We start from the raw sequence: 15,178 nt of genomic DNA on the forward strand, positions 1-15,178 counted from the left end.
GGCTCAGACGGTGGCGATGTTTTTGCCCGAGAGCGCGTTCTGGATGCCCCGGTTCATGCGCAGGGCGGCAAAAGCTTCGGTGCCTTTGGCCAGCATCGCGGTGATGGCCTCGATGGCGGGCGCGTCGTCCAGGTCACAGGCGGCACGCACCTGGCGCATCAGTTGTTCGATCTCGGCACGCTGGGCCTCAGTCAGCAGGTCACCATCGGCGGCCAGGGCGCTTTGGGCGGCCAGGATCATGCGGTCGGCATCGACGCGGGCTTCGACAATCGCACGCACATACATGTCGCGCTCGGCCGAGGCAAAACTGTCTTGCAGCATGCGGGTGATCAACTCGTCACCCAGGCCGTAAGACGGCTTGACGGTGATGTGGGCTTCGACCCCGCTGGTCTGCTCCAGCGCGGACACACTCAGCAAGCCATCGGCGTCGACCGTGAAGGTAACGCGGATACGTGCCGCACCGGCGGTCATCGGCGGGATGCCGCGCAGGGTGAAACGTGCCAAGCTACGGCAGTCAGACACCAAATCGCGCTCGCCTTGCACCACGTGCAATGCCAGCGCGGTCTGGCCGTCGACGTAAGTGGTGAAGTCTTGCGCCTTGGCGGTGGGGATGGTTTCGTTGCGCAGCACAATGCGCTCGACCAGGCCACCCATGGTTTCCACACCCAGGCTCAGCGGGATCACGTCCAGCAGCAGCAAATCACCGCCCGGGTTGTTGCCAGCGAGCTGGTTGGCCTGGATGGCGGCGCCGAGCGCCACGACTTCATCAGGGTTCAGGTTGTTGAGTGGCGGCTGGCCAAAGAAGTTGCCCACGGCTTGCTGGATCTGCGGCATGCGGGTGGAGCCACCGACCATGACCACACCTTTGACTTCTTCGGCTGTGAGTTTGGCGTCACGCAGCACCTTGCGCACCGCACTCAGGGTGCGTGCGGTGAGTGCGCTGGTGGCGGCATCAAAGTCAGCACGTGTCACGTTCAATGTGACCTGAGCCCCCGTCAATACAGCGCTGAATGTTACGGAATCTGTAGCGGTGAGGGCTTCTTTGCAGGCACGGGCGGCAGCTTTCAGGGCGGCTTTGTCGGCCGGGCTGCGGCTGTTGGTGCTGCCGAAGTTGGCACAGGTGCTGGCGCATTGGGGCTCGGCGCCCAGGTTGCTGCACACATTGGCCACGCTGCCCGATTGCGCTGCCAGCTGGGCCAGCACCCAGTCGGCCAGGGCGTGGTCGTAATCGTCACCACCCAGGGCCGAGTCGCCGCCGGTAGCCACCACCTCAAACACACCTTGGGTCAGGCGCAGGATCGAGATGTCAAAGGTGCCGCCACCCAGGTCGTAAATCGCGTAAACACCTTCACTGGCGTTGTCCAGCCCGTAGGCAATGGCCGCAGCGGTAGGTTCGTTGATCAGACGCAGCACGTTGATGCCAGCCAGTTGCGCGGCGTCTTTGGTGGCCTGGCGCTGGGCGTCGTCAAAATACGCGGGCACGGTGATCACCGCGCCAAACAGATCGGTATTGAAAGTGTCTTCGGCGCGGTAACGCAGGGTGGCCAGAATCTCGCCGCTGACCTCGACTGGCGACTTCTCGCCGTGGGCCGTCATCAGGCCCAGCATGCCGGGGTGATCCACAAACTGGTACGGCAGTTTGGCCGCCAGCGCCACGTCCTTGAGGCCACGGCCCATAAAACGTTTGACCGAGCTGATGGTGTTGACCGGGTCATCGACCCCAGCCTGCACCGCATCCCAACCAATCTGACGGCCACCACCAGCGAGGTAACGCACCACCGAGGGCAGGATCACCCTACCCTGGTCGTCGGGCAGGCATTCGGCCACACCGTGGCGCACCGAGGCCACCAGCGAATGGGTGGTGCCCAGGTCAATGCCCACGGCAATACGGCGTTGGTGCGGGTCAGGCGTCTGGCCTGGTTCTGAGATTTGGAGTAACGCCATGGTGTCTAGAGGGTGACAGGCCGCGTGACGGCCTGGGGAAACTTAAAGTTCAAGTTGGTCAAGCCGCTTGTCCACATCGGCCGCAAAACGCTCAACAAACATCAGCGCCCGGACCTGGCCCACGGCCTCGGTGTAAGCTTGGCTGCCGTCGATCAGCTGCTCTATTTTTTGCAGCACCTCACGGCTGGCTTGCTGGACCTGCTGACTGATTTGCTCAAGGTCTTCGGGACTTTCGGCCTCGTCCAGCGCTTCGCGCCAGGCCATTTGCAGCATCAGAAAGGCAGGTGGCATGGCGGTGTTGTTTTCGGCATTGACCGGCGCACCGTGCAACTCACAAAGGTAGGCCGCGCGTTTGAGCGGGTCTTTGAGGCGCTGGTAGGCCTCGTTGATACGCACAGACCACTGCATGGCGATGCGTTGCGCCGCTGCGCCCTGGTCGGCAAACTTGTCCGGGTGGGCCTGGCGCTGCAGGTCTTTCCAGCGCGCATCGATCTGCGTTTTGTCCTGGGCATAGGTCTGCGCGAGGCCAAACAGCTCAAAGTCGTTGGATTGGAGATTCACACCCGAAAAGACTCGCCGCATCCGCAACGGTCTCTCTCATTGGGGTTGTTGAACTTGAAGCCTTCGTTCAAGCCTTCACGCGCAAAGTCGAGTTCGGTGCCATCGAGGTACACATAACTCTTGGGGTCGATCATGATCTTGACGCCGGGTGCGTCGAGCACCATGTCGTCCTCCCCCACGGAGTCCACATATTCCAGCGTGTAGGCCATGCCTGAGCAGCCGGTGGTTTTGACACCCAGGCGCACACCCACCCCCTGGCCACGCTTGGTCAGGTAGCGGGCAAGCTGCGCGAGCGCCTTGTCAGTGAGCGTAATTGCCATGATGTCTTAAGAGGTCTGTTCAGGCTGACACCGCTGCCGGGTCAGGCCGGGTGTCGCCAGGAAGAATTAAGCCGCTTGTGTTTCTGTGTGTTTTTGGCGGTAGTCATTGACGGCCGCCTTGATGGCGTCTTCCGCCAAGATCGAACAGTGGATTTTGACAGGTGGCAGGGCCAATTCTTCGGCAATCTCGCTATTTTTCAGCGCAGCGGCTTGGTCCAGCGTTTTGCCCTTGACCCATTCGGTGACCAAAGAGCTTGACGCGATGGCCGAACCACAGCCGTAGGTCTTGAAACGGGCGTCTTCGATCACGCCGGTTTCGGCATTGACCTTGATCTGCAACTTCATCACATCACCACAGGCCGGCGCACCGACCATGCCGGTGCCCACCGAGTCATCACCCTTGTCAAACGAGCCAACATTGCGGGGGTTTTCGTAGTGGTCGACTACTTTTTCAGAATATGCCATGGTGTTTCTCCTACTTAAATCTGTCTCAAAAACGCGGCCTAAACCAGAGATGCCGTGGAACCGGCTTTGCCGGGCCGCTGGCATCGCCCCCTTGAGGGGGAGGCGGCGCCAGCCGACACAGGGGTGCTCTTTTTTAGTGAGCTGCCCACTGAATCGTGGAAATATCGATGCCTTCTTTGTACATGTCCCACAAGGGGCTGAGTTCGCGCAGCTTGGCCACATTGACCTTGATGGTTTCCACCGCAAAGTCGATGTCGGCCTCGGTGGTCCAGCGGCCAATCGTCATACGCAGGCTGCTGTGGGCCAGCTCGTCACTGCGGCCCAGGGCGCGCAGCACATAACTGGGTTCCAGGCTGGCCGAGGTACAGGCTGAACCGCTTGACACGGCCAGGCCCTTGATGCCCATGATCAGCGACTCGCCTTCGACGTAGTTGAAGCTCATGTTGAGGTTGTGCGGCACACGCTGGGTCAGGTGGCCGTTGATGAACACCTGTTCAATGCCTTGCAGGCCCGCCAGCATGCGGTCATGCAAGGCCTGAATGCGCTTGTTTTCCTCGGCCATTTCTTCCTTGGCAATGCGGTAAGCCTCGCCCATGCCCACGATCTGGTGGGTTGGTAAGGTGCCGCTGCGCATGCCGCGTTCATGGCCACCACCATGCATCTGCGCTTCGATGCGGATGCGTGGTTTACGACGCACAAACAGGGCACCAATGCCTTTGGGGCCATAGGTCTTGTGGGAGGTCAGGCTCATCAAGTCGACCGGCATCTGGCTGATGTCAAAGGCCACACGGCCGGTGGCCTGGGCTGCATCCACATGGAACACCACACCCTTGCCGCGGCAAATCGCGCCGATGGCAGCGATGTCCTGGATCACACCAATTTCGTTGTTGACAAACATCACGCTGGCCAGGATGGTGTCAGGGCGGATGGCGGCGGTGAAGGCATCCAGATTGACCAAACCGTCCGACTGAACGTCGAGGTAAGTCACCTCAAAACCCTGGCGCTCCAGCTCGCGGCAGGTGTCGAGCACAGCCTTGTGCTCGGTTTTCACCGTGATGATGTGCTTGCCCTTGGTCTGGTAGAAGTGCGCGGCACCTTTGAGGGCCAAGTTGTTGGATTCGGTGGCGCCCGAGGTCCAGACAATTTCGCGCGGGTCAGCACCAATCAGCGCGGCCACATGGCCACGGGCTTGTTCAACGGCGGCTTCTGCCTCCCAGCCCCAGGCGTGGCTACGCGAGGCCGGGTTACCAAAATGCTCACGCAACCAGGGGATCATCGCGTCCACCACCCGCTGGTCGCAGGGGTTGGTGGCGCTGTAGTCCATATAAATCGGGAAATGTGGGGTGCTGTCCATGGGTGACTCTCTTTCAGGTTGAAGAGACAACTTACATTTTTGAGAAGGCGTTGCCCAGGGCAAACACCGAATTGGGCGCGTTGACACGCATCGGCTTGATCACCGGCAGGCTGGAGATGGCGCGTTTGAGCGAGGGTTTTTCTTCCATCTGGAAACCCTTGGCCAACTGGTCGTCCACCAGTTTTTGCAGGCTGACCGAGTCCAGAAACTCAACCATCTTGACGTTGAGCGAGTCCCACAGATCATGGGTCATACAACGGTGACCTTCGCCCAGGCAGTTGCTTTTGCCGCCGCACTGGGTGGCATCCATGGGCTCGTCGACCGAGCTGATGATCTCGGCCACAGTGATGTTGTTGGCGGGTTTGGCCAAGGTGTAACCACCGCCGGGGCCGCGGGTGGACTCCACCAGGGCATGGCGGCGCAGCTTGCCAAACAGCTGCTCCAGATACGACAGGGAAATTTGTTGGCGCTGGCTGATGGCCGCCAGGGTGACCGGTCCATTGGCCTGACGCAGGCCCAGATCAATCATCGCGGTAACCGCAAAACGGCCTTTGGTGGTGAGACGCATGGCAAACTCCTGACATTCGGTTAAAAACCAGCCGACTGGGTTGTCGACTAACGGAGTCAAGTATAGCAAAAACCCAGCGCCGCAGTCGGATAAATAGACTGAATGGTAATTTAATAAGGTTATTCCGCAGACAGGTACAAATTCAATAGCGTTCAGCCCTTGTAATCAAAGGGCCAGAGGCCAATTCGGCACTTATTTGCCAGCAGGCACCAGCAGCGCGATGTTGTCGCTGCCTGGCGCACCAAAGGCCTGTTCTTTCAGAATCGCCAGTTGGTCGCGCACCCGTGCGGCCTTCTCGAACTCCAGGTTGCGGGCGTGTTCCATCATGAGTTTTTCCAGGCGTTTGATCTCGCGTGAGATGTCTTTTTCGCTCATCTCTTCGACCTGGGCACGCTGCATTGCATCGCGCTCGAGCTTCTCGGCCTCTTTGCCCGCTTTTTCGCTGTAGACGCCGTCGATCAGATCACGGATCTGTTTGACGATGGAGCGCGGCGTGATGCCGTTCTTGAGGTTGTGCGCCACCTGTTTGGCGCGACGGCGCTGGGTTTCACCGATGGCGCGTTCCATCGAGTCGGTGATCTTGTCGGCGTAGAGGATCGCCCTGCCCTCCAGGTTACGTGCGGCGCGGCCAATGGTCTGGATCAGCGAACGTTCGGAGCGCAAAAAACCTTCCTTGTCCGCATCCAAAATCGCCACCAGCGAGACTTCGGGGATGTCCAGGCCTTCACGCAACAGGTTGATACCCACCAGCACATCAAACGCACCCAGGCGCAGGTCACGCAGAATTTCGACCCGCTCCACGGTATCGATGTCGCTGTGTAAATAACGCACCTTGACACCGTTGTCGGTCAGGTAGTCGGTGAGCTGCTCGGCCATGCGTTTGGTCAGCGTGGTGATCAACACCCGCTCGTTTTTCTCGACGCGGATGCGGATTTCCTGCAACACATCGTCCACCTGGCTGCTGGCCGGGCGCACTTCGACCTCGGGGTCAACCAGACCTGTCGGGCGCACCAGCTGCTCCACCACCTGCCCGGCGTGGTCTTTTTCCCACTGCGCGGGAGTGGCCGAGACAAAAATAGCCTGGCGCATGCGGGTCTCGAACTCTTCAAATTTGAGCGGCCGGTTGTCCAGCGCACTGGGCAGGCGAAAACCGTACTCCACCAGCGTGGTCTTGCGCGAGCGGTCGCCATTGAACATGCCGCCAAACTGGCCGATCAACACGTGCGACTCGTCGAGGAACATCACCGCGTCTTTGGGCAGGTAGTCGGTCAGGGTGGCGGGAGGTTCACCGGGTGCGGCGCCACTCAGATGGCGCGAGTAGTTCTCGATGCCCTTGCAGTGGCCAACCTCGGACAACATTTCCAGATCGAACCGGGTGCGTTGCTCCAGGCGCTGGGCTTCCACCAGCTTGCCTTGGCCCACGAACTCCTTGACGCGGTCCGCCAGCTCGATCTTGATCGCCTCCACCGCAGACAACACCTGCTCTCTGGGCGTGACGTAATGGCTGCTCGGGTAAACGGTGAAGCGCGGAATCTTTTGCCGGATGCGCCCGGTGAGCGGGTCAAACAGCTGCAGGCTCTCAATCTCATCGTCAAACAGCTCAACGCGGATCGCCATCTCGGAATGTTCTGCCGGAAAGATGTCGATGGTGTCACCACGCACCCGGAACGCACCCCGGCTGAAGTCCATGTCGTTGCGCTGGTACTGCATCCGCACCAGCTGCGCAATCATGTCGCGCTGGCCCATTTTGTCGCCCGCGCGCAGCGTCATCACCATCTTGTGGTACGCCTCGGGCTGGCCGATACCGTAGATGGCAGAGACGGTGGCCACAATCACCACGTCGCGCCGCTCCAACACACTCTTGGTGCAAGACAGGCGCATTTGTTCGATGTGTTCGTTGATCGCCGAGTCTTTTTCGATGAACAAATCGCGCTGCGGCACGTAGGCCTCGGGCTGGTAGTAGTCGTAATAACTCACGAAGTACTCCACCGCATTCTTCGGAAAAAACTCGCGGAACTCGCTGTACAGCTGTGCTGCCAGGGTTTTGTTCGGTGCAAACACAATCGCCGGACGCCCCAGGCGCGCGATCACATTGGCCATGGTGAAGGTTTTGCCCGAGCCGGTCACACCCAGCAAGGTTTGAAACACCTCACCGTCTTCGACACCTTCCACCAATTGCCTGATGGCTTCGGGCTGGTCGCCAGCAGGCGGGTACGGCTGGTACAGCTCAAACGGTGAGCCAGGAAAGCTGACGAACTGGCCGCTGCGCGCGGGCTCGGCATCGTCAGGGGAAACCAGGTTCAGCGGGCTCGGTGCGGACATCTTGGGGTTTTCACTCGGTCAATAACAGGCGGCCATGTTATCCAATCCTGAGCTCAGACCCCAGTGAAACTCTGCTGAACCACAGCGTGTGGCGCTCCATAACCCTGATCACAGCAGGTATTTGCTGAGGCCAACACAGGATGCAGCGTTCATTGGGCGTACTGTTCGGTCTGACAGATGACTGTTGCGTTCACGGTTTTTCCATCCTTTTGTGAGGTGACTATGCGCTCTGATCTGAACGAGTTTCTGACCAAGTACTTGGCCATCGTGGGGGCTGCGGTGATGCTGGTGGGTTTTGTGGCCTTTGTGGTCACCGCCTACGACGCAGACCGCGTGGACAACCAGTACTCGGCCCTGCAAGACATCAGCACACCAAGCAGCAGCACCGGGTCCTGAGCCGCTGCCCGCGCGGCAGCAGGCCACGTGACACCTGTGGGTTCTTTGTGGGGCCACTGGGCAGTTGGCTGAATTGATGGAGGCTGGGGGTGCAAAAAGCGGCTTGGGGCGCCTCTCCTTGTCAGTAAAATGCATGGCTGGCCGGTCACAAGCTGAACGCGCCACCTCACCCCACTCCACAGGACTTTTCCATGTCACTCTTTTCCGCTGTCGAAATGGCCCCCCGCGACCCGATTCTGGGTCTCAACGAGCAATTCAACGCCGATACCAACCCCGCCAAGGTCAACCTGGGTGTGGGTGTCTACTTTGATGACAACGGCAAGCTGCCGCTGCTGCAATGTGTGCAAGCTTTTGAGAAAACCATGATGGACAAACCCACCGCGCGTGGTTACCTGCCCATCGACGGTATTGCCGCTTACGACGCAGCGGTCAAAAGCCTGGTGTTTGGCACCGACAGCGAGCCCGTCAAGAGTGGCCGTGTGGCCACCATCCAGGCCCTGGGCGGCACCGGTGGCCTGAAGATTGGCGCTGACTTCCTGAAAAAGCTCAACCCAACAGCCAAGGTGCTGATCTCTGACCCCAGCTGGGAAAACCACCGCGCGCTGTTCACCAACGCCGGTTTCACGGTGGAGAGTTACCGCTACTACGACGCCAGCACCCGTGGTCTGAACTTTGCCGGCATGCTGGCCGACCTGAACGCTGCCGCCGCTGGCACCGTGGTGGTCTTGCACGCCTGCTGCCACAACCCGACCGGCTACGACATCACCGCCGCCCAATGGGACGAGGTGATTGCGGTGGTCAAGGCCAAGGGTTTGACCCCTTTCCTGGACATGGCCTACCAAGGTTTTGGTTACGGCATTCTTGAGGACGGCGCGGTGATTGGCAAGTTTGTCGACGCGGGCCTGGACTTCTTTGTGTCGACCTCTTTCAGCAAAAGTTTCAGCCTGTACGGCGAACGTGTGGGCGCCCTGTCGGTGTTGTGCGCCAACAAGGAAGAAGCCAGCCGCGTGCTGAGCCAGCTCAAGATCGTGATCCGCACCAACTACAGCAACCCGCCCACCCATGGCGGCGCGATTGTGGCCGGTGTGTTGGGCAACCCCGAGTTGCGCGCCCTGTGGGAAGCTGAACTCGGCGAAATGCGTGTGCGCATCAAGGCCATGCGCCAAAAACTGGTCGACGGCCTGAAAGCCGCTGGTGTCAAACAGGACATGAGTTTCATCACCCAGCAAATCGGCATGTTCAGCTACTCTGGCCTGAGCAAGGACCAGATGGTGCGCCTGCGCAGCGAGTTTGGTGTGTACGGCACCGACACCGGTCGCATGTGTGTGGCCGCTCTCAACAGCAAAAACATCGACTACGTCTGCGCCAGCATCGCCAAAGTGGTCTGATTCACACATTTAAGTAACAAATCGCTGCCTAGCCCTTATGTATTAAGGGCAGGCAGCTATTTTTTTATGAGTCAACAACTGCCATGACCAGCCTCAACATCGTCGGCGCGGGCCGTGTGGGCCAGACGCTGGGGCGGCTGTGGGCGAGCTCTGGTGTGTTCCAGATCCAGGGCGTGCTGGCCCGCTCGATGGCCAGCGCTCAACAGGCGCGGGACTTCATTGGCACAGGCCAGCCAGTTGCCAACCTAGGCACCTTGCCGCCCGCCGATGTCTGGGTGTTGTCGGTGCCCGACAGCCAAATCACGCCGGTAGCCCAGGCTTTGGCGGCCCTGGACAGGCCCCCTGCCCTGGTGTGCCATTGCAGCGGTGCACTGGGGTCAAACGAACTGGCGCCACTGGGCCAACTCGGCTGGCAATTGGCCAGTGCCCACCCCTTGCTGAGTTTTGCCCAGCCCGAACGGGCGCTGGCCCAATTTGCCGGCACACCCTGTGCGCTGGAAGGCGATGCGACCGCGCTGGCCGTGCTGGAGGACGCCTTCAGCCGGATCGGTGGGCGCTGTTTTGCCCTGTCTGCGCAGAACAAACTGCTCTACCACGCCGGTGCGGTGTTGGCCACCAACTTTTTGCCGGTGCTGCAGGACCTGGCCGAACAGCTGTGGCAGCACAGCGGCATGCCCGAAGATCTGGCGCAGCAGATGCGCCGCACGCTGCTGCAGAACGCGGTCAACAACATCGTGGCACTGGGCCCGCAGGCGGCGCTGACCGGCCCGGCCGCGCGTGGTGACACAGCCCTGGTGGCTCGGCAACAGCAGGCACTGGCGGACTGGCAGCCGCAGGTCGGTGAGGCGTATGCCGCCCTGAGCCAGCTGGCAACCCGGCTGTCCCGGCGTTCAAACCCCTGAAAGGTCTGGACAGACGCACCCTGCCTCGCTGGTCTGCCTTTCTTTGGCCGCTTGGTGATTCAACCGATGTACTTTTTGGCCAGGACTGCTATATTGCACTGCAACATAAATTAACCCAAAGGTGACGCCGTGCTCTACAAACTTTATGAAACCCAGCGCTCGCTGATGGAGCCACTGACCGACCTGGCCGCGTCGGCTGCCAAGCTGTACGCCAACCCGCGCTCGATCTGGGGCATGCACCCGATGTCGCAACGTATTTCTGCGGGTTATGACCTCTTGCACCGCCTGGGCAAGGACTATGAAAAGCCCGAGTTTGGTCTGCGCACCGCCGATGTGGACGGTGTCGATGTGGCGATCCATGAACGGGTCGAGCTCAAGAAACCGTTTTGTGAACTGCGCCGATTCAAACGCTTCACCGACGACCAGGCCACGCTGACCAAACTCAAGGACCAGCCTGCGGTGCTGATTGTGGCGCCGCTGTCTGGCCACTACGCCACCTTGCTGCGCGACACGGTGAAAACCATGCTCAAGGACCACAAGGTCTACATCACCGACTGGACCAACGCACGCCTGGTGCCGCTGTCCGAGGGGGACTTCCACCTCGACGACTACGTCAACTATGTGCAGGAGTTCATCCGCCACGTGCAGGCCCGCTACGGCAACTGCCATGTGATGAGTGTCTGCCAGCCCACGGTGCCGGTGCTCGCAGCGGTCTCGCTGATGGCCAGCCGGGGCGAACTCACGCCCTTGAGCATGGTCATGATGGGCGGCCCGATTGACGCCAGCAAGTCACCGACCAAGGTCAACAACCTGGCGATGAACAAGCCACTGAGCTGGTTCGAGAACCATGTGATCTACCGTGTGCCCAGCCGCTTTCCTGGCGCCGGGCGCAAGGTTTACCCGGGCTTTTTACAACATTCGGGCTTTGTCGCGATGAACCCGAGCAACCACGCCCGCAGCCACTACGACTATTTTCAGGACCTGATCAAGGGTGACCGCTCCAGCGCCGAAACCCACCGCAAGTTCTACGACGAGTACAACGCGGTGCTCGACATGGACGCGCATTACTACCTGCAAACCATCCAGACCGTGTTTCAGGACCTCAAGCTGGTCAACGGCACCTGGCACGTGCGGGGTGTGGACGGCCAGATCGAACATGTGCGCCCGCAGGACATCACCAAGACCGCGCTGCTCAGTGTGGAAGGTGAACTCGACGATATTTCCGGCTCGGGCCAGACCGAGGCGGTGCACGGCATCTGCAGCGGTGTGCCCAAAAGCATGCAGGAACACTATGAGGTGGAAGGTGCCGGCCACTACGGCATTTTTGCCGGGCGGCGCTGGCGCGAAATGGTCTACCCGAAGGTCAAGGCCTTTATCCTGCGTTACCAGCCACCGGTGGCGAGCAGTGTGCCCGCGCTGAGCACCAGCCCTGCGGTGGCGGCGACACAGACCGAGCTGCCATCGAGCACAGCGGAGCTTGTGGCTGCCACCGCGCCCCAACAAGCAGACGCAGCAACATCTGTTGCACCAACATCCGCCCCCAAACCAGCGGCCAAGGCCAAAACTGTCAAAGCCAAACCTGTCGCACCCGTCGTCAAAACACCGGCTGCCGACTTGGCACCAGCTGCAAGCAAACCCGCCGCCCGAAAAAAGGCAATACCCCGTACCGCATGACCCCTCTGGCACAAGACATCCTGGCGGCCCTGCCGCAAACCCAATGCACCCGCTGCGGCTACCCTGACTGCGCCGCCTACGCGCAAGCGGTGGCCAACAACGAGGCCGACGTCAACCAATGCCCCCCGGGTGGCCAGGAGGGCGTGGCGCGCCTGGCGGCCCTGACCGGTCAGACGGCCAAGCCACTGAACCCGGTACATGGTGTGGAAGGCCCGCGCAGCACGGTGTTCATTGATGAGGACTGGTGTATTGGCTGCACCCTGTGTATCAAGGCCTGCCCGGTGGACGCGATTGTGGGCGCCAACAAACTGATGCACACGGTGATCGAGGCCCACTGCACAGGCTGTGAGCTGTGCTTACCGGTGTGTCCGGTGGACTGCATCCGGGTCGAGAACACCAGCGGCACAGCCACCGGCTGGGCCGCCTGGTCACAGGCGGATGCCGACAAGGCCCGAGACCGCTACGCCTTTCATAGCTATAGGCTCAAGCAGGACGAGGGCCTCACTGAGAAAGAGCTTGAAATCGCGCATCAAGAGAACCGGACGCATCCGGCACCCGCCAGCGAACCCGTGGTACTCGACAAAAAACGCGCCGTGATCGAAGCGGCGCTGGCCCGCGCCCGGGCTAAACGCGAAGCCAGCCCGGCGCCTTGACGCTTACGGCTTAAGCCGCCAGCTTGGCGAATGCCTCAATCACTTCGGTAGGCGCCTGCACCATTTCGATCAGCACACCTTCACCCGAGATCGGAAACTCGTCGTTGCCCTTGGGGTGCAGGAAGCAGATGTCAAAACCGGCCGCACCCTTGCGGATGCCACCTGGGGCAAAACGCACACCTTGGGCGGTGAGCCATTCCACGGCTTTGGGCAGATCGTCGATCCAGATGCCGACATGGTTGAGCGGTGTGGCGTGTACGGCGGGCTTTTTCTCAATGTCGACGGGTTGCATCAGATCCACCTCGACCTTGAACGGGCCTTTGCCCATGGCGCAGATGTCTTCGTCAACGTTTTCGCGCTCACTCTTGAATGTACCGGTCAATTCCAGCCCCAACATGTCGACCCACAGTTTTTGCAGGCGGGTTTTGTCTGTGGCGCCAATGGCGATTTGCTGGATGCCCAGCACCTTGAATGGACGAACGACTTCAGTCATGTGATTACCTTCTCAAAAAAACTATCAAAAACAGAGCTACCTGCCCTTTTTATATAAGGGCCGGAGCCCTATTTTTTATGCAAACTCCACAATCGGCTGGTCCACCGCGAGGCTGTCACCTTTGAGAGCCAGCACCTTGCCGACCACACCGTCGGCGGTGGCAAACAAGACGTTTTCCATCTTCATGGCCTCGATCACCGCCACGCGCTCACCCGCCACCACCTTCTGGCCGGGCTGCACCGCCACATCCACCAACAGGCCAGGCATGGGCGACAACACATAACGGCTCATGTCTGGCGGCGCCTTGTAGGGCATCAGCGCGTGCAACTGGGCGGCATACGGCAGCAACACCATCATGTCGACCTGGGTGCCATTGTGGATGACCCGGATGGCCAGCGGCTTTTTGGCGGTGCCGCGCTCAACCTGGGCAACAAAGGGCTTGTCATTGCAGGTGCCCACCATGCGAACATGGCCAAACTTGGTCTCGCTGTGAATGCGGTAACTGTTATTGCCCACCTGGATCGTGCCGGTGCGGGTGCGGTCGTTGAACTCAGGGATATGCGCCTTGTAGGACTGGCCGTTGCCGTTTTCACCCAAGGTGACCGCCACAAAATCTGCGCCGGTGCGCAACTCGTGGCCTTCCATCTGCCCGGTGATCGAAGCCGCGCGGTTGAGGTAACGGCGGTTCACAAACACCGCCAGCGCCACCAGAAACTCGACGTTGCTGTGTGGCACATCTTCGGCGCGGAAGCCTTTGCCGTAGTTTTCGGCAATGAACCCGGTGTTGAAGTCGCCCGCTACAAATTTCGGATGCGCCAGCAACGCGGCCTGGAACGGGATATTGCTGGACACCCCACGGATCACAAAACCATTGAGTGCCTCGCGCATCTTGGCAATGGCTTCCAGGCGGTCCTTGCCGTGCACAATCAGTTTGGCGATCATCGAGTCGTAAAACATCGGGATCTCGCCACCCTCTTGCACACCGGTGTCGACGCGCACACCCTGCCATTTCGTCACGTCAGAGGCAAACATGCTCTCTTGTGGCGGCTGGAACTTGACCAGGCGACCGGTGCTGGGCAGGAAGCCGCGGAACGGGTCTTCGGCATTGATGCGGCACTCCATGGCCCAGCCGTCACGTTTGACCTCGGCCTGGGTCAGGGGCAAGGCCTCACCAGCGGCGACACGGATCATCAGCTCGACCAGGTCCAGCCCGGTGATGCACTCGGTGACCGGGTGCTCCACCTGCAGCCGGGTGTTCATCTCGAGGAAATAAAAACTCTGGTCCTTGCCGACCACAAACTCGACCGTGCCGGCGCTCTGGTACTTGACCGCCTTGGCCAGCGCCACTGCCTGCTCACCCATGGCTTGGCGGGTGGCATCAGAGATGAAGGGGCTGGGCGCTTCTTCGATGACCTTCTGGTGGCGACGTTGGATAGAACATTCACGCTCATTGAGGTAGACCACATTGCCCTGGCTGTCACCAATCAGCTGGATTTCGATGTGGCGCGGCTCTTCAACAAACTTCTCGATGAAAACGCGGTCGTCACCAAAGCTGTTGCGGGCTTCGTTTTTGCAACTGGTGAAACCCTCGAACGCTTCCTTGTCGTTGAACGCCACACGCAGGCCCTTGCCACCACCACCGGCGCTGGCCTTGATCATCACCGGGTAGCCGATGCCCTTGGCGATCTCGACCGCCTGCTCAGGTGTGTCGATGGCGTCGTTGACACCCGGAATGCAATTGACACCGGCCAGATCGGCCAGCTTCTTCGACTCGATCTTGTCGCCCATGGCTGCAATCGAATAGTGCTTGGGGCCGATGAAGACAATGCCTTCTTCTTCAACCCGCTTGGCGAATTCGGCGTTTTCACTCAGGAAACCGTAGCCCGGGTGAATGGCCTGGGCGCCGGTCTGTTTGCAGGCCGCAATGATCTTGTCGGCCAGCAGGTAACTCTCGCGGCTGGGCGCCGGGCCAATCAGCACCGACTCGTCGGCCAGCGCCACATGGCGGGCGTCGCGGTCAGCTTCAGAAAACACAGCCACGGTTTTAATGCCCATCTTGCGGGCAGTGAGGATGACGCGGCAAGCGATCTCGCCACGGTTGGCGATCAGGATTTTTGTAAACATGTTCTTGTGCTCCT

General features: G+C 60.3%; 14 protein-coding genes. 5 read left to right on the forward strand and 9 right to left on the reverse strand.

Going from position 1 to position 15,178, the window contains the following annotated elements; genetic code table 11:
* Positions 1-3: 3 nt before the first annotated feature.
* The 7 genes from hscA to uvrB all read right to left on the reverse strand — a co-directional run bounded on the left by hscA (position 4) and on the right by uvrB (position 7,534).
* Positions 4-1,944 carry a Fe-S protein assembly chaperone HscA gene (gene hscA, locus RF819_RS15070; protein ID WP_078365742.1) on the reverse strand — a complete coding sequence of 647 codons (1,941 nt, stop codon included), beginning with the start codon at positions 1,942-1,944 and terminating at the stop codon, positions 4-6.
* Between the two features lie 42 nt (positions 1,945-1,986).
* Positions 1,987-2,505 (reverse strand): Fe-S protein assembly co-chaperone HscB, encoded by a 519-nt coding sequence (hscB, locus tag RF819_RS15075; RefSeq protein WP_078365743.1) that lies wholly within the window; start codon positions 2,503-2,505, stop codon positions 1,987-1,989.
* Entirely contained in the window at positions 2,502-2,825 is a 324-nt protein-coding gene (iscA, locus tag RF819_RS15080) for an iron-sulfur cluster assembly protein IscA (protein WP_078365744.1), read from the reverse strand. The genes hscB and iscA overlap by 4 nt, the downstream gene beginning before the upstream one ends.
* A 66-nt stretch (positions 2,826-2,891) precedes the next feature.
* Positions 2,892-3,290, reverse strand: a complete 399-nt coding sequence (gene iscU / locus RF819_RS15085; protein WP_078365745.1) for a Fe-S cluster assembly scaffold IscU — start codon at positions 3,288-3,290, stop codon at positions 2,892-2,894.
* Positions 3,291-3,423: 133 nt separating this feature from the next.
* Positions 3,424-4,644, reverse strand: coding sequence for an IscS subfamily cysteine desulfurase (locus RF819_RS15090; protein ID WP_078365746.1), 1,221 nt, complete (start codon positions 4,642-4,644; stop codon positions 3,424-3,426).
* Positions 4,645-4,675: 31 nt separating this feature from the next.
* On the reverse strand, positions 4,676-5,212 hold the full coding sequence (locus RF819_RS15095) for a Fe-S cluster assembly transcription factor (RefSeq protein ID WP_078365747.1): 537 nt from the start codon (positions 5,210-5,212) through the stop codon (positions 4,676-4,678).
* Between the two features lie 192 nt (positions 5,213-5,404).
* On the reverse strand, positions 5,405-7,534 hold the full coding sequence (uvrB, locus tag RF819_RS15100) for an excinuclease ABC subunit UvrB (protein ID WP_078365748.1): 2,130 nt from the start codon (positions 7,532-7,534) through the stop codon (positions 5,405-5,407).
* 222 nt (positions 7,535-7,756) lie between these two features.
* On the opposite strand from uvrB, the gene RF819_RS21360 reads away from it, so the two are divergent.
* The 5 genes from RF819_RS21360 to rsxB all read left to right on the forward strand — a co-directional run bounded on the left by RF819_RS21360 (position 7,757) and on the right by rsxB (position 12,547).
* Complete coding sequence (locus RF819_RS21360; protein WP_158081296.1) at positions 7,757-7,930, forward strand: hypothetical protein; 174 nt, start codon at positions 7,757-7,759, stop codon at positions 7,928-7,930.
* Between the two features lie 191 nt (positions 7,931-8,121).
* On the forward strand, positions 8,122-9,318 hold the full coding sequence (locus RF819_RS15105) for an amino acid aminotransferase (protein WP_078365749.1): 1,197 nt from the start codon (positions 8,122-8,124) through the stop codon (positions 9,316-9,318).
* A gap of 83 nt (positions 9,319-9,401) precedes the next feature.
* Positions 9,402-10,220: a Rossmann-like and DUF2520 domain-containing protein gene (locus tag RF819_RS15110; RefSeq protein ID WP_078365750.1), complete on the forward strand. Its 819-nt coding sequence runs from the start codon at positions 9,402-9,404 to the stop codon at positions 10,218-10,220.
* A gap of 129 nt (positions 10,221-10,349) precedes the next feature.
* Positions 10,350-11,894, forward strand: coding sequence for a polyhydroxyalkanoate depolymerase (locus tag RF819_RS15115; RefSeq protein ID WP_078365751.1), 1,545 nt, complete (start codon positions 10,350-10,352; stop codon positions 11,892-11,894).
* Positions 11,891-12,547, forward strand: a complete 657-nt coding sequence (gene rsxB, locus RF819_RS15120; protein ID WP_078365752.1) for an electron transport complex subunit RsxB — start codon at positions 11,891-11,893, stop codon at positions 12,545-12,547. The genes RF819_RS15115 and rsxB overlap by 4 nt, the downstream gene beginning before the upstream one ends.
* A gap of 10 nt (positions 12,548-12,557) precedes the next feature.
* Here the strand turns inward: rsxB and RF819_RS15125 are convergent, their stop codons facing one another.
* Positions 12,558-13,040, reverse strand: coding sequence for a VOC family protein (locus RF819_RS15125; RefSeq protein ID WP_078365753.1), 483 nt, complete (start codon positions 13,038-13,040; stop codon positions 12,558-12,560).
* A gap of 75 nt (positions 13,041-13,115) precedes the next feature.
* Positions 13,116-15,164 (reverse strand): acetyl-CoA carboxylase biotin carboxylase subunit, encoded by a 2,049-nt coding sequence (locus RF819_RS15130; RefSeq protein ID WP_078365754.1) that lies wholly within the window; start codon positions 15,162-15,164, stop codon positions 13,116-13,118.
* Positions 15,165-15,178 lie beyond the last annotated feature (14 nt).

The organism is Rhodoferax fermentans (assembly GCF_002017865.1).
GTDB lineage: Bacteria > Pseudomonadota > Gammaproteobacteria > Burkholderiales > Burkholderiaceae_C > Rhodoferax > Rhodoferax fermentans.

What these genes read in the sequence shown, in the direction of transcription:
- RF819_RS15110 (WP_078365750.1), top strand. Translation starts at nt 9,402, where the DNA reads ATGACCAGCCTCAACATCGTCGGCGCGGGCCGTGTGGGCCAGACGCTG.
- RF819_RS21360 (WP_158081296.1), top strand. Translation starts at nt 7,757, where the DNA reads ATGCGCTCTGATCTGAACGAGTTTCTGACCAAGTACTTGGCCATCGTG.
- RF819_RS15125 (WP_078365753.1), bottom strand. Translation starts at nt 13,040, where the DNA reads ATGACTGAAGTCGTTCGTCCATTCAAGGTGCTGGGCATCCAGCAAATC.
- RF819_RS15105 (WP_078365749.1), top strand. Translation starts at nt 8,122, where the DNA reads ATGTCACTCTTTTCCGCTGTCGAAATGGCCCCCCGCGACCCGATTCTG.
- iscU (WP_078365745.1), bottom strand. Translation starts at nt 3,290, where the DNA reads ATGGCATATTCTGAAAAAGTAGTCGACCACTACGAAAACCCCCGCAAT.
- uvrB (WP_078365748.1), bottom strand. Translation starts at nt 7,534, where the DNA reads ATGTCCGCACCGAGCCCGCTGAACCTGGTTTCCCCTGACGATGCCGAG.
- RF819_RS15095 (WP_078365747.1), bottom strand. Translation starts at nt 5,212, where the DNA reads ATGCGTCTCACCACCAAAGGCCGTTTTGCGGTTACCGCGATGATTGAT.
- hscA (WP_078365742.1), bottom strand. Translation starts at nt 1,944, where the DNA reads ATGGCGTTACTCCAAATCTCAGAACCAGGCCAGACGCCTGACCCGCAC.
- RF819_RS15090 (WP_078365746.1), bottom strand. Translation starts at nt 4,644, where the DNA reads ATGGACAGCACCCCACATTTCCCGATTTATATGGACTACAGCGCCACC.
- rsxB (WP_078365752.1), top strand. Translation starts at nt 11,891, where the DNA reads ATGACCCCTCTGGCACAAGACATCCTGGCGGCCCTGCCGCAAACCCAA.
- iscA (WP_078365744.1), bottom strand. Translation starts at nt 2,825, where the DNA reads ATGGCAATTACGCTCACTGACAAGGCGCTCGCGCAGCTTGCCCGCTAC.
- RF819_RS15130 (WP_078365754.1), bottom strand. Translation starts at nt 15,164, where the DNA reads ATGTTTACAAAAATCCTGATCGCCAACCGTGGCGAGATCGCTTGCCGC.